This window comes from Desulfuromonas svalbardensis (assembly GCF_055389415.1).
The window spans coordinates 2,875,439-2,890,017 of record NZ_AP042416.1; the positions used below are offsets into that span (position 1 = coordinate 2,875,439).

The 14,579-nt window shown below is 47.5% G+C and carries 11 protein-coding genes and 1 tRNA gene; 7 read left to right on the forward strand and 5 right to left on the reverse strand.

Features of this window, described 5'->3' with window-relative positions; translation table 11 throughout:
• Position 1: 1 nt before the first annotated feature.
• Positions 2-769 (forward strand): energy transducer TonB, encoded by a 768-nt coding sequence (locus ACZ5KY_RS12950; protein ID WP_464244316.1) that lies wholly within the window; start codon positions 2-4, stop codon positions 767-769.
• Positions 770-866: 97 nt separating this feature from the next.
• Here the strand turns inward: ACZ5KY_RS12950 and ACZ5KY_RS12955 are convergent, their stop codons facing one another.
• On the reverse strand, positions 867-1,205 hold the full coding sequence (locus tag ACZ5KY_RS12955) for a hypothetical protein (RefSeq protein WP_464244317.1): 339 nt from the start codon (positions 1,203-1,205) through the stop codon (positions 867-869).
• 306 nt (positions 1,206-1,511) lie between these two features.
• On the reverse strand, positions 1,512-1,685 hold the full coding sequence (locus tag ACZ5KY_RS12960; protein WP_464244318.1) for a hypothetical protein: 174 nt from the start codon (positions 1,683-1,685) through the stop codon (positions 1,512-1,514).
• Between the two features lie 200 nt (positions 1,686-1,885).
• Between ACZ5KY_RS12960 and ACZ5KY_RS12965 the strand changes: the two genes are divergently transcribed.
• The 5 genes from ACZ5KY_RS12965 to ACZ5KY_RS12985 all read left to right on the forward strand — a co-directional run bounded on the left by ACZ5KY_RS12965 (position 1,886) and on the right by ACZ5KY_RS12985 (position 10,877).
• Positions 1,886-2,818 (forward strand): 4Fe-4S dicluster domain-containing protein, encoded by a 933-nt coding sequence (locus tag ACZ5KY_RS12965; protein WP_464244319.1) that lies wholly within the window; start codon positions 1,886-1,888, stop codon positions 2,816-2,818.
• Positions 2,815-4,032 (forward strand): NrfD/PsrC family molybdoenzyme membrane anchor subunit, encoded by a 1,218-nt coding sequence (nrfD, locus tag ACZ5KY_RS12970; protein WP_464244320.1) that lies wholly within the window; start codon positions 2,815-2,817, stop codon positions 4,030-4,032. The genes ACZ5KY_RS12965 and nrfD overlap by 4 nt, the downstream gene beginning before the upstream one ends.
• Positions 4,029-6,131, forward strand: coding sequence for a tetrathionate reductase family octaheme c-type cytochrome (locus tag ACZ5KY_RS12975; protein ID WP_464244321.1), 2,103 nt, complete (start codon positions 4,029-4,031; stop codon positions 6,129-6,131). The genes nrfD and ACZ5KY_RS12975 overlap by 4 nt, the downstream gene beginning before the upstream one ends.
• A gap of 388 nt (positions 6,132-6,519) precedes the next feature.
• Positions 6,520-7,383, forward strand: a complete 864-nt coding sequence (locus ACZ5KY_RS12980; protein ID WP_464244322.1) for a hypothetical protein — start codon at positions 6,520-6,522, stop codon at positions 7,381-7,383.
• Between the two features lie 425 nt (positions 7,384-7,808).
• Entirely contained in the window at positions 7,809-10,877 is a 3,069-nt protein-coding gene (locus ACZ5KY_RS12985) for an autotransporter family protein (RefSeq protein ID WP_464244323.1), read from the forward strand.
• On the opposite strand, the gene ACZ5KY_RS12990 is transcribed toward ACZ5KY_RS12985, so the two are convergent.
• From ACZ5KY_RS12990 to ACZ5KY_RS13000, 3 genes are all read right to left on the reverse strand, one after another.
• Complete coding sequence (locus ACZ5KY_RS12990) at positions 10,854-11,114, reverse strand: hypothetical protein (RefSeq protein ID WP_464244324.1); 261 nt, start codon at positions 11,112-11,114, stop codon at positions 10,854-10,856. The two genes, ACZ5KY_RS12985 and ACZ5KY_RS12990, sit on opposite strands and share 24 nt — an antisense overlap.
• Positions 11,115-11,398: 284 nt before the next feature.
• Positions 11,399-12,844, reverse strand: a complete 1,446-nt coding sequence (putP, locus tag ACZ5KY_RS12995; RefSeq protein WP_464244325.1) for a sodium/proline symporter PutP — start codon at positions 12,842-12,844, stop codon at positions 11,399-11,401.
• A gap of 300 nt (positions 12,845-13,144) precedes the next feature.
• Entirely contained in the window at positions 13,145-13,858 is a 714-nt protein-coding gene (locus tag ACZ5KY_RS13000) for a hypothetical protein (protein ID WP_464244326.1), read from the reverse strand.
• A gap of 639 nt (positions 13,859-14,497) precedes the next feature.
• Here ACZ5KY_RS13000 and ACZ5KY_RS13005 point away from each other — a divergent pair.
• Positions 14,498-14,574 (forward strand) — tRNA-Arg (locus ACZ5KY_RS13005).
• The last annotated feature ends 5 nt before the right edge of the window (positions 14,575-14,579 follow it).

The window sequence follows — 14,579 nt, forward strand, 5'->3', positions numbered from 1 at the left end:
TATGACCAATCAAGTGCAAGCGGTCCTTATCTCACTAAGCATTCATATCGTTATTATTACTGGTGTTGTGATACTTTGCCATGCTGCGCCAGGTCACAATAGCGCCATAAATATTGCCGTCGATTTTTTTGATGTTCCAGAGCCAGGCCAAAGCAGCCAGTCCAAAAAAAGTATGACTTCTGTCGCGCCGAATAATAATGAAAATATCGTTGCACCTGAGCCGCAACCTGAGCCGCAACCTGAGCCGCAACCTGAGCCACAGCCTGAACCACAGCCTGAGCCACAGCCTGAACCACAGCCTGAACCACAGCCTGAACCACAGCCTGAACCACAGCCTGAACCACAGCCTGAACCAACGGACACTAGCCAAAACGCGCCAAGTGTACAATCGGTCCCTTTTACGCCCCCAGCACCAACAACAAGCACGATGGCAACAGGTTTATCATCAACGACTAGCGAACCATCAGAACAACTTGAAGGGCAAGCACGAGCTAAATACTTAGGTGAGAATTTTGCTTACATTAGCAAACAAATTGGCCGAGCATTACGTTATCCCCGTCAGGCACAACATGCTGGAATAAGCGGACAAACCAAGGTACGATTTGTTATTTGTGCCAATGGTCAAGTACGTGCTGTTGAGGTAGTTAAAAGTTCTGGCTATGCCATCCTTGATAAGGACGCTATTAAAACAGTTAAACGAGCCGCACCGTTTCCACCGCCACCGATTGAGGCCGTACTTATTATGCCCATCACTTATCAACGCCGATAAAATTGCAAATCATGACGTGAAGTTCTAATACGCTTACAAAAACGAGTGTCAAAGTTTTCTGGGTAAGTTACTGGAAAATAGCGACGTGGAAACCACCCTAAATTGCACCAATCTCCACAAGATACATCCAGCCACCTATACCAATAATGACAAAGCTCCAGTACTGCAACGGCACCCAAAAAAAAGTGTGCTTTGTCTTCAATTCAACAACTTCATTTGTCTCTTGATCAACAAGCATTCTGCCGGGCTTATCATTTAATTTAGTGCCTAAAATATAGATAGGAATTGCTGACAAAGAAAACCCTAAACAAAGTGACCAAGACTTTGGATCGTGGAGATTTGCTCCTAACGGAGAATTAACAAATAACTCCATCAACAAAACAGATAAAACAGGAAAAAGAGCAGCTGTAATCCCCCAACCTTGCCAAACCAACATAGTAATCCTCCCAAATATATTTATGACCTTGATCGCCTGTCAATACCAGACATATAAAGAACACTATTACAACTTCATGCGTGTGCTGAAGGTATCGTCGAATCTCACCATAATACAAATGAAAAGTGTATTCTCCCCTCCAGCATTTACACCCTCTAGCCGAGTGATAAATGATTGTGACAGAGTTCTTTACCATTTAATTTATAGTTGTCACATCCTATATGTCGATATTTTTCTGAACTGAAACCGTTATGCGCTAATAGGATAATAAACTTTTTTTGCGCATCTATCTCATTTTCACGCAATTTACTGTTCATAGCTTTGAAGTTTTATGCCAAACAACGGAAACGTCACCTCATCAGGAACGCATTCAAAATACCAAGCTTGCCCACAACTTTTACAACAATAGTAAAACTCAGAGTAACTTAAAACAGGTTCCAACTCTTCTGCTTCAATCACCACAATGAAAGCTGAAAACACCTATATACCCTGACATGCAACAGCCTGATTAATCCAACATGAGTTAAGATTTAAAATAATTTCTCTCAATCTTTTACAGTTACACAAATACTTCCTACCTAGCACAGTTTTTGAAAGTGAGTATCGTTCGCAATTGCTTGCATTGTATATGATTATCTGTTTATATGCTTGTATTGAATTTATGAATAAATGGGGGGGACATGCAATTAAAACGACGCAGTTTTTTCAAGTTGGCCGCTGTCGGAGCGTTCACAGCGGTCGCATCACCGCGACCGGCGCAGGCGTGGCAATCAAAAGCACCGGCCGATCCTTACGGCTGCCTGGTGGATATCAGTCGTTGCATCGGCTGTCGTAAATGTGAACAGGCATGCAACGCCATCAATGAACTGCCGCCAGCGGCTCGACCCTTTGATGATCTGAGCGTATTTGACGAAAAACGGCGACCTGATGCAACGAACCTCACCGTGGTCAACCGTTATCACAGCGATCGCATCGACAATAAAGGGCTGTTAGTTGCTGATTTTGTCAAGGTGCAGTGTATGCACTGTCAAGATCCCGCATGTGCCTCAGCCTGTATTACTGGCGCCCTAAGCAAACATAGCAATGGCACCGTTCATTATGACGTTAGTAAATGTATCGGCTGTCGCTACTGCATGGTGGCCTGCCCGTTTGAGATTCCGGCCTACGAATACGACAACCCCATCACACCGAAGGTGATGAAGTGTACCTTTTGCGAACCCCTGCTGATTGAGCAGAACAAGCCCCCAGCCTGCGCTACCATTTGTCCGACGGAAGCGATCACCTTCGGCAAACGTTCCACGCTACTCAAGCTAGCTAAAAAACGACAGTCCGATTATCCCGGCCGCTATGTCGATCACATCTATGGCGAAAAAGAGGTCGGCGGTACATCGTGGCTTTATCTCTCCAGAGTACCCTTTGCCAAACTCGGTTTTCTCACACTTCCTGACAAACCAATACCGCGCCTGACAGAAAACATTCAACACTCGCTGTTCAGCTACCTATGGTCGCCAGCCCTGCTTTTTACACTGCTGGGTGGGGTTATGTACCGCAACCAAAAAAATCAGCGTCCTCATCAGTCAGATAATCCACAACATCCCGGAGGTGTCTCATGAGTCACCACGCACCATGTAATCCGTTACCGGTCAGACGCCCTCTGTGGACCCCCGGTGTACTGGTGATGCTTGCCTTTATGGCCGCTGGCGGCGTTGCCGTGTTGTTCCGTTTTACCGGCGGGATTGGCGCGGTAACCAATCTATCGACAGCACGTCCGTGGGGATTGTGGGTCGGTATTGATGTTGCCACCGGAGTAGCTTTGGCCGCAGGTGGTTTTACCACCGCTGCACTGGCTCACATCATGGGCCGTCATCACTATGAATCGGTGATACGACCAGCGTTGCTCACTGCCATGCTCGGCTACACCTTTGTTGTCCTCGGTCTGCTGGTGGATATCGGCCGCTCTTGGGCTATCTGGAAGCCGCTAGTCTACTGGAATACCAACTCGGCCCTGTTTGAAGTGGCCATGTGCGTCATGGTTTATCTGCATGTGTTGTACATTGAATTTCTCCCCGTGGTGATCGAACAATTCAAAGGCCGTGTGTCACTGCCTGGTCTACTCACCTATTTAAACCGTCCAGTGGAATCTTTTCTTCATATGGCTGACAAAATGCTCAGTAAAACCATGTGGATATTCATCATCGCTGGTGTTGTGCTGTCGTGTATGCATCAGTCGAGCCTCGGCACGCTAATGCTCATTGCGCCGACTAAACTGCACCCATTGTGGTTCACACCCATTTTGCCGCTGCTGTTTCTCACTTCGGCCATTGCCGTCGGCTATCCCATGGTGATTGTTGAAGCAACCCTCGTCAGCAGTTCGCTGGACACTGACAACGAAATGCCGATACTGGCACCACTATCGCGCATCACCATCAGTCTGCTTGGTTTTTATCTAGTGTTGAAAGTCGGTGATCTATTGTGGCGCGGTAGCTGGGTTTATCTATTTGATGGCACCTTCCAAACCAATTCATTCCTTGTTGAACTGGGACTAGGTGTCATCGCCCCCTTACTGATGTTGTTATCCCCGCAGCGGCGTCAATCGCGGCGTTATCTGTTTATCGCCGCCGCCCTCATTGTTGGTGGCGTAGTCCTAAACCGCATCAACGTGTTTATCATCGGTTACACACCGCCGATAACTCAGGATCACTATACTCCGGCACTGGGGGAGCTGCTGATCACCTTCGGCCTTATCGCCACGTTGATGTTTGTCTACCGCGTTTTGGTCACCTATTTACCGGTTCTATCGCAGAGCAGGGAGGAGATACCCTCATGATACAACAATTTTTCCGATTAAAAATGGCTTTGACACTGGTAGTGCTGACCATCCTGATGACCCAGCCGAGTTTGGCAAATATGCCGATGATAGCCGACATGTCGGTGATGGCAAGACAAGGTGACGATGTTGTCTGGTCTGCGCCAGGACAGGAACAGGCACGTCTGCGAGCACAGGAGACCGTCCCCATAGTGGACAAGGTTAAGGAGGAAGGTCCCATCCGCCGCAGCCAACGTCTACACGCAACAGAGCTATCGATCAAGGATGCAAAAGACACCTATTTTCTCCTCGACAGCCCACTCATAAAGGCACAGGAAGATCATTACGGCCCTGTGCGTTTTAATCATGGCCAACATGCCGCAAGCAGCGGTGACTGTAGCATCTGTCACCACCTGCGCCCGGCGGACGACAGCACCTATAGTAGTCACCCTGAAACAGTGCGTTGCTCGGCCTGTCATCAACAAGCTTTCCATCCAGACTATCCCGAACGACTAGGCCTCAAAGCGGCCTACCATCAGAGCTGTACCCCTTGTCATCAACAACAAAACAAAGGCCCAGTTACCTGTAGCGGCTGTCACCTAAACAAGGTGCCTGAACATAATAAGCTGGTTCAGCTACCAGATAATCCCGACGCATTACAGGTGACCGCTGAGTGCTTGCGCTGCCATGAGGATGAAGCCAACGACCTGCTACATACGGCACACTGGTTGTGGCGCGGCCCTTCCACCCACACCCAAGATCAAAACCGCGCGATACGACACGGCAAGGGCACCACAGCCCTTAACAACTACTGAGTGAGCATCATCAGCAACGAGTCTCGTTGCACAAGTTGTCACGCAGGATATGGCTGGACCGACCCCTCTTTTGATTTCAATGACACCAGACACATGGACTGTCTCGTCTGTCATGACACCACTGGTACCTACAAAAAATCACCGGCAAATGCTGGCTGGCCCGACGACCGTGTTGACCTGAAATTAGTTGCTGAAAACGTCGGCCACAGCAGCCGCCAGAGTTGCGGGAGCTGTCACTTTAGCGGTGGTGGCGGTGACGCCATCAAACACGCCGACATGGGCAATAATCTGGCCCAACCGCACCCAGAATGCGATGTCCATATGGGAAACCTCGATTTCAGTTGCAGCGAATGTCACACCACACGCCAACACCGAATCGCCGGCCGCAGCTCTTCTGTTGCCGCTGCCGAAGGGGTTGTCAGCTGTGAAGATTGCCATTCGGCCACACCGCACCTTGGCAACAGCTTACTCGATCATCATCTCAACAAGCACAGCGCCAGCATCGACTGCAACACCTGCCATTCACCGGTCTATGCCAAATGCACGCCGACCAAAACGTGGTGGGACTGGTCAAAAGCGGGCGACAGGCAACGCCAGCCAATATTGCAAGATCTTGGCGATGCTAAAGGGCTGCCTGATTACAATGCCAAAAAGGGGGAATTCCGCTGGAAGCGTGCCGTTCAACCGGACTACAACTGGTTTAATGGCAACATGGAGCGCGTTATTCTCGGTGATGCCGTTGATACCAATGCTAAGGTCATCCCACTAACTTCACCCGTCGGTATGCGCAACGATCCCAATGCTCGAATAACGCCCTTCAAGATCATGAAGGGGGTGCAGGCTTTTGACACCTTGCATCACACCCTACTGATACCGCATCTGTTTCCGCGCGATGCCAACGACAGCACCGCCTACTGGAAGCATTACGACTGGGGTAAATCCTTTGCCGATGGCATGAACGCTGCAAAACTACCCTACAGTGGTGAGTGGTTATGGAAAGAAACTTGGACCTACTGGCGTGTGGAACATGAAGTGATGCCAGCAACCATGGCCCTGACGTGCGTCCAGTGCCACCCGAGCTTGCAAAAAGAAAAAACGTGCGACCGCTGTCATCAGGACAACCGTGCTGTCGATTTCAAACAACTCGCGCACCAGACACCAGACTTACATTTTCTAGAAGGAAAAGGGTGTGATGTTGAACAGCTAACTCAACGCACTGATTATCTTAACTTTGAGAAACTTGGCTACCAAGGAGATCCGATCATCTACGGTGGTCGCTTCAAAAAATTACCCTTAGGCCAGTAATCTGCTACAACAGATAAATTCAACCCAACACAGTAGTTTTAGGCGCAAAAAGAACGATATTTATCAGATAAAAAACAGCGCAGTATTAAGGTGCACAATCGGGTAGGAGGCGGGGATTCCCCCACCCCGCCGTCCTCCCACACCACCGTGCGTATGGTTCAGTACAAAGAGGTTCCTTATTTGCGTATTCATTCTCAACCAACACAGCCATGATATCCCATGATCAAACCCACTACACATTTTTTGCGTCAAAGTAAATTCACTGCTCACGCATCCGCTGGATAACTTAAAAAACTGTGGCATACTTCCTATAATGTCAGTGTGGTAGCGAAAACGTTTAATACAAAAGACCTCATCATCTCCCCGTAAATATAAAGGAACCTGTGCTGTGCCATTTTATCAAATATTTTCACTCATAATGATCACCTTTATGCTCAGTGGTTGCGCCATGCAATGGAATCCAACGTGGCAAGAACCCGTATCGCTTAATACCCATAAATCTGCCGATCAGTTATTGCAACAGGCAAGAATGAAGTTTTCTCAAGCCGATAATGCCAAGAAACTCTCCTCTTCAATTCAAGCCTACCAATTGGTGCTAGAGGCCGATCCTCAAAATTACGAAGCCCTACAAACATTGAGCACCCAGTACATCTTGCTAGGAACCGCCTACACGGATAAAAAAGCTGAAAAATCACAACTCTTCAAACAAGCCATTGTTTACGCTGAGTGGGCGATGTACACCAATATGCACTTCCGCAATAGAGTTGAACAGGGGCTGAAACCATGGCAAGCCGTTGATGCACTCACTGCAAACGAATCCGAAGCGATGCTGTTCTGGGTGACGGCCATCCAATATGAATTTAAGGAAGGGATGTACCTCTACGGTAAGATCATCAATATTGATTGGCTTAATCACGCACTGATAATGATTAACCGAATTGAAGAGGTTGATCCGCAGTTTGGCGGTGGTGCCGTTGAATTCGCCAAGGCAATCTGCTATTACGCCCTACCTTCGAGCAAGGGCGGCAATAAAGATAAAGGGGACAGTGCAATGCAACAATCAGTTGCTAACAATGATAATTGGTTACTGCCGCGCTGGGCACTCGGAAAATATTATTATCCAATTCGTGGCGATAAACTCAAATCGCAACAAGAACTAGCATGGGTTGCCAGTCAGGAGCTCAGCCATTTCGAAGATCCAATGCCATGGCGAGTACATTTTAGAGACAATGCTCAGCAATTGGTTAAATGATCGAATCAGCACGGTGGCTTCACTTTAAATTGCACTGTATAATAGTTGAATTTAATCGGTCAGATCGTGTTTTCCGCAACTGAAACCTGTCCGTTGATTCAACACCGTACCCTTAGACGTTCCCTTCCCAAGTCAATCAAAGACTTGCCCGCATCTCTTTGTCCAATTCTCTTATTTGACCACAATTCTAAGTTCCTCTAGCGTTAGTGAGCAAGTAGGCGACGAAAAAGTAAAATTCGTTCCATTGACGTCAACAACACAAAATCACATAAATGGTAGGCAGCCCTTGCATTAATAGAGTCACTAACATTAGTATGGCATTTGTTGGCTTGAACTGTGGACAAGTGTCCCTTGTAAAAGTCAACATTCACTACATATATTATATCGGGTAACCGATCAGCCATAGAATCAAGTGGAGAAATGCAATGGTAAGTATCAATAAACCGCAGTCAGCAATGAGCCAGCTAAGAACGATTGTTCTTTTCACCCTCTATTTGCTCACCGTTATCATGGTTTTTAACGTCGATGCTGGCACAGCAAGCCCAATGGTCGAAGTCAACAGCGCCGATATCACCACAGGCATGTATGCCAATGGTGATGACAATAGTTTGACCAACCTCGGTACTATCACTTGTGATTCGTCGTCAGGTTTTAAATACGGTATTTATGTTGCCAACGGTGATAACAACAAGTTGATCAACGACGGCACCATTCATCTCAGCGGCTATAACGATGAAGGGCTGTATGGCTGGGGCGATTTTAATACTCTCATCAATACCGGTAGCATTATCACCGAAGGATCAAATTCCTATGGGACCTTTCTCGCAGAAAGTAACCACACGACTGTCACCAACAGCGGCACTATCAGCACAACAGGGAGTGACGCAGACGCGATGCGTATTGGTTTTAATACCTCAAGTATCCTCAAAAACACCGACAACACCCTGACCAACAACGGTACTATCTCCACTTTGGGTTTAAGATCCAGTGGTTTGATGGCCATAGCCGACAATAACAACCTGATTAACGATGGAACAATTATCACTCAAGGTGATGAGGCCAGAGGTTTGTATGTTCATTCCAGTAACAACACCCTGACCAACAACAACAGCATTTCAACACTAGGTCGTTTCAGCTATGGGATTTTTTCCTATCGACAAGACAACCTGCTGACCAACAGTGGCAAGATTACGACCAGCGGCGAACAAGGCATCGCGATATTTGGCCGGGGCATCAATAACACTCTAGACAATAGCGGTACCATCACCACCACAGGTGCATCAGCATGGGGGATCTATGTCAAATACACTGACAACACCGTGACCAACAGCGGCGAAATTTTCACTGCTGGTTCCTTCGGCTACGGCCTCTATGCTTCGGGTAGCGCCAATACCCTGACCAATAGCGGTACCATCAATACCACTGGAGATTTTGGCCACGGTATTGTTATTCGCGAAGGTTCTAACAGTTTGTTCCACTCAGGAAATATCGAAGTAACAGGCGCTGACTCACTGGGAATTTTTGCCCGCGAAGGCGATAACCTCATCGATATCAGCGGCGATATTGCATCACAACAGGCCGCTGCAATTCGCATGGGTGGTTATTGGAACAACGGCGCCATTGAGCAGACAGAAAACACTGGCAACCAACTTTTTGTACACGGTACCTCTAACGTTCAAGGTGATATCATCAACGATGGCGCTGTTGATGGAGCGGTGGTTTATTTTGGTAGCCGTTATGATATCGACAGTAACGACATCTTAAACGATGCTGAAACTTCGTTCATTTTCAATGATGATTTTAGCGGCCGAGCGTGGCGCGCCGAAGTGCAAGCGGGCCAAGTCACGTTAAATGGCAACAACGATTTCTCCAGCCTTAACGTCCACAATGGCGCGCAGCTAAGCGGTAATGGCACCATTAATGGCAACGTTAACAACTCAGGAGAGATCAGCCTTGGTGACGGTATCGGCACTCTCAATATCAATGGCACCTACAGCCAGAGTGCTGCGGGAACTCTCACTGTTGGGGTAGCCAGTGCCAATCATTATGACTGCTTAACGGTAGCGGGTGATGCAACGTTAGATGGCACTCTGAGAGCGCAATTGCTAGTCAGCTATGTCCCCGCTAACGGTGATCGATTAACAGTGCTATGTGCCGACACAATTACTGGAAGTTTTGCAGTTGAGATCGAAAACCCTGAACTCACACCGACTCTAGCATTAACGACCCACTATGATGGCAATCAGGTGGTACTGGCTGTTGATCGTAATTATCAGAACACTGCATTAATCAATCAACTCAATAGCAACCAAAATGCGATATTGACCGCAATGAGCAACGGTGTGGATAACGCCAGCGGTGACTTCGATCAAGTATTAGCTGCTATCGATTGCCTCAGCGATAACCGACAGGTTGCCACCGCCCTCGATAGCCTAAGCGAGCAAAGCAGCACAGCTCAGTTCAAGACCAGCTTCGCCGTCGGCAGCGTGCATGCGGCCAACTTGAGCCAGCGCCTCACAACTGTCCGCGCTGGCAGTGGTATCAGCGGCGGCCAAAGTTTACGCGCCGCTCACAACCGCGACCCGTTTAACGGTATTTTATTAGCCAGCACCGATGTTGATCTGAACAGCCTCGGCATCTTTACTAAACCGCCTGCCAAAGACTTTGGCCTGTTCATGACCGCCAAAGCGGTTCTTGGTCGGCAGAGTACATCGACCAATCAAACAGGTTATGATTTTACGACGACAGTTCTCACCTTTGGCGGCGATCGTGTTATCGGTGACTCGTTGATCGTCGGTATTTTCGCCGGCCTACATGAAACAAAAACAAACTTCAGCCACACCAGCAGTGACAGTGAAGGCGAAGGGGGAACCCTTGGCCTCTATGCTAGTCGCATGCTTGGCAAGTTCTATGTAGACGCCTCCCTCGGTTACAGCCTCAACAGCTATGACAATCAGCGACGTATTCGGTTTAGCGGCATTGATCGTACAGCCAGCAGCAACCCTAACGGCAACCTGTTAAGCCTTTATGGTGGAATTGGCCGCAACTATAACCTTGGCGGCTGGGACATCGCCCCCCACCTATCGGTACAATACCTCAACAGCAAGATCGATTCCTATACCGAGAGCGGCGCCGACTCCTTGAACCTAGCGGTAGCTAGTCAACGTAGTGAAGTGTGGCAACCAGGAATTGGCGCAAAAATCTCCAACACCTACACCACCAGCTACGGCGCGTGGAGTCCATCCTTTAGCGCCAGCTATCAACACCGCTACGGTGATAATAGCTCCCACGTCAGCACCCAACTCAACGAAGCACAAACACCCGTATTTCATACCGAAACGGCTGGTGTTTCTGACAACTTTGGTGCAGCAGCAATCGGAATCACTGCTCTGTTTAACAACAATACCACCTTAAATTTGGAGTACAGTGCCATGCTTGGCGATGGTAACTACCGTGAACAGAGTGTGCAATTAGGAATGCGTTGCGAATTTTAAAGATAGGAGAGTAACAAGGGATTGTTGTAGCGCTTGAACCGATACTTCAACATGGGCAAGTCCAGCATAGGTGCGATGAGTCAAACCACCTTCCAAACCATCAATGCCAGCCTCAAGCAAACGATTGATCACCTTACGCTGGCGATCACTTAACTCTGTTTGGGCATGCATCGGCCAAAAGTGCGCTATCGCACCACGTAGCAAACCATCAACATCATCACAGCTCTCACCCACCACTTAAAAAAAACAATCCATCACACTCACTGGCAAACATTAGCTGTTCATTCGCAAAAGTGGTCGGTTACTGAAAAAAAAAGAGCAGAACCGAAAGGTTCTACTCTTTTGTTTCAAGGTTCAAAAGGAAATCAAATTACAGATAAATCCCTTATGTTACGAAGGAGCTGTTTAGATCTGTAACTGCGATTTTTCAACTTATATGACTACGATAATCTTCAATAGATACAGTAATTACGCACGTTAGTTGAACCAGTCTAAAAGATTTATGATCTCCATCTGAGCAGCTAAGGCTGTGATTCGTCAAACTTGCGCAGAGTCTCATCCGAGGGCTTGGCCGTTATCAGGCTGACGAGGATAATGGCGATAAAGGCTAGAATGAAGCCCGGCAGCAACTCATAGAAGTATTCTCCCTCGATTGTGACATAGTTTTTCACGATAAAAATCGTTGTCGCGCCGACAATCATACCAGCAAGAGCGCCGTAGCGGGTGGTACCGCGCCATGTCAGAGACAGGATGATGAGCGGGCCAAACGCGGCGCCAAAACCGCCCCAAGCATAGCCCACCATACCGAGAATGGAACCGCTGCTAAATGAAGTGATGATGTAGGCCAGCAGCGCAAAACCGATGATACCAAAGCGGCTGATCCAAGCCTTTCGGCTAGGGCTGCAATGTTTGAACAGCGGCAGGTCCTCGGTCAAAGCCGAAGACAGTACTAATAGCTGCGAATCTGCCGTCGACATAACGGACGCCAACACCGCGGCCAAGATAATCCCCGAAAATATCGGATGGAACAGGGCGCTGACCAAGGCCAAGAAAATCCGTTCGCTGTTACCATCTGGTCCGGTTACACCTGATAAGGGCGCCAGCTCGTTGTAAGCGATGCCGCTCAGGCCGATAACTACCGATAGGGTTAGACACAAGATCATCCAGCTCATGCCGATACGCCGGGCTTTGACCACACTGGAGACATGGTCGATGCCGATAAAACGGGCCAAAATGTGGGGCTGGCCGAAATAACCGAAGCCCCAGGCCATGAGGGACGCGCCACTAATCCAGGTTGTCTGGCATGAAAAGGCCTTGGGATTGACCGCCGTAATATCGATACCCGAACCAGATACGGCGAAGAAAGCCAGCAGCGCGCAAAATGTCAGAGCGGCCAACATCAGCAAGCCTTGGATCAGGTCGGTCCAGCACACGGCAAGATAGCCACCAAGAAAGGTATAGGAAACCACCACCAAGGTGGTGATCGTCAGCGCTGTTTGCTCCGTGGCACCAAAGCTGTGGGCGAATAGGAGCGTACCGCCCTTGAGCCCTGAAGCGACATAGAGCGTGAAAAAGATCAGAATTACTGCCGCCGAAATCGTTTTGATCAGGTTCGAAGAATCGTCAAAGCGGTTAGACAGGTAAGTCGGTAAGGTGATGGCATTGAGTCTTTCTGTATAAGCGCGCAGCCGCGGGGCCACGATATACCAGTTGGCGTAAGCTCCCAGAGTCAGACCGAGAGAGATCCACAGACCACCACCCAAACCGGAGCTAAAAACAGCACCAGGTAGACCGAGGAGCAACCAGCTGCTCATGTCCGATGCTCCAGCGCTAATCGCTGAAGTTGCCGGACCGAGAGTACGCCCTCCGATGATAAAGTCTTCGTTGTTTTTAGTCTTTTTCATAGAGATGTATCCGATGGTCAACATGAGCATCAGATACAAACCGAATTCAATTGCGATAATCATTACTTATTTTCCTTTTGGTGCGAATCACTGCGTGAGTATTTTCGGGCATATTTTTTGGCAATGGAACGGTAGGACCGTTTCATGGTTGGAACCGATAAATGGCAATAACGATAGCAAGTTTCAAAGGAAGGCGCAAGATTGCAAAGGAAGCTGGTAATGGCGAGTCTTGTATGGCAATCTTTTAGTTTGTGACAATCAAGCTAATTGCTGTGACGTATTTGATTACTTGCCACGCAATATTGCATTGCAGGGTCTGCCCCCATTTTACGTTTCCCGTCCGCTTCATTATATGGTTAGAATTTATTTTGGTTTGTTTACAGCAATACCTTTAATTTCTAGAACGCTCGGGTCGTTTTCTAGAAGATTTACAGTGATCATAGTGCCTGTATTTTTCCCAATATTATTTTGGGATGCCGCAACTAAAATGGGAAATATTCTTCTTAGATCACCACTTGAACCAGAACTCGATACTTTTGTTTTCCAAATTTGTATTTCTTTTTTAGATTTTTTATATTCATTTAAATCAACTGCATCCAAAAACATGAATCTGAGATACGTTATGTTGGAATCATAGTGCGTGGTTGAACCTGTTATGCCATACGTTGGCGTGTATGTTGTTGTCTCCGAATAAGACCCATTCGAACTAACGGACCCTGTGGTGGTGGTAGATGAGACGCCGGTCTGACCCCATGTTGGTTCAGAATATGTGTATTGTTGCTCTTGCGGTTCTCCAATACCGTATCCAAGAAAAATCGCGGTAGCAGCATCATCGAAACTTTCAGCTTTTATAAAACCTAATTCTGATAGAGCGCGCTCTACATAACTCGCATATTCTTTAAACTCTAAATCTTCAGCTGTTGTATCTTTATTCCCCGGTATCAACACGTAAGACGTGTTGAATTCTTCAGCATCACCAATCGTATCGACGTTGACCGTGAAACTCGGTACAGTAGGTGCGCAACCAAATGTAAACAAAAGAAACAGCATTGCTATGGCTGAAAAGTATCGTCTCATATATTTTCTCCCTCATAAATTTAACGGCTTTACTAACAAGGGCCATTCCGCACCTTATTATTTAGGCCTACCCCGCTTGCGTTAACGCAGTATTTTCTTTAAGCGAAACTCCATAGTGTCGATAAATTCCTATGATCCAAAGGTCGCCCTGTACTCGATGCCTTACGAATCGCCTTATTCACTTCATCGTCACTGTGTAGCATAAACTCGCAATAACTTTATCTTTGCTCAGATTCAAGCCAAGACCGTGAATGCAACAAAAAATTTATTTCACCAGTAAAGTTCGCTTTAGCTCTCGACCAGCGGTGATCCCTCAGCCTTACCAATTTTGTTTATTACTACAGGATTCAACTCAATAGAACGAGCAACCGTCCATATTTGTAAGAAAAACTTTTTTAAATATTTATTCAGAAGTTGCAGACAAACCTGACGATCTTCATCGTCAAAAAAATTGTAGCACGATTTTTGCCACGTTGAGTGACATGATGGGGAAAGAGAGAGGCGATGATGCGGGCTATTCTAGGCATATTGAAAGAATAGAGGACAGAAGGACGGTAAACAATATTAATATGGTGAGTGACCCTAGTTTATACTGACTGTTGACATCACCGCTTAAATGCGAGATAAACTACATCAATTGCGCTAGTAGCTCAGCTGGATAGAGCATCTGACTTCGAATCAGAGGGCCGGGAGTTCGAATCTCTCCTGGCGCACCATTTAC

Excerpts from the sequence above, each read along its gene's own strand:
- ACZ5KY_RS13000 (WP_464244326.1), bottom strand. The coding sequence starts at position 13,858 with ATGAGACGATACTTTTCAGCCATAGCAATGCTGTTTCTTTTGTTTACA.
- ACZ5KY_RS12955 (WP_464244317.1), bottom strand. The coding sequence starts at position 1,205 with ATGTTGGTTTGGCAAGGTTGGGGGATTACAGCTGCTCTTTTTCCTGTT.
- putP (WP_464244325.1), bottom strand. The coding sequence starts at position 12,844 with ATGATTATCGCAATTGAATTCGGTTTGTATCTGATGCTCATGTTGACC.
- ACZ5KY_RS12985 (WP_464244323.1), top strand. The coding sequence starts at position 7,809 with ATGGTAAGTATCAATAAACCGCAGTCAGCAATGAGCCAGCTAAGAACG.
- ACZ5KY_RS12965 (WP_464244319.1), top strand. The coding sequence starts at position 1,886 with ATGCAATTAAAACGACGCAGTTTTTTCAAGTTGGCCGCTGTCGGAGCG.
- ACZ5KY_RS12950 (WP_464244316.1), top strand. The coding sequence starts at position 2 with ATGACCAATCAAGTGCAAGCGGTCCTTATCTCACTAAGCATTCATATC.
- nrfD (WP_464244320.1), top strand. The coding sequence starts at position 2,815 with ATGAGTCACCACGCACCATGTAATCCGTTACCGGTCAGACGCCCTCTG.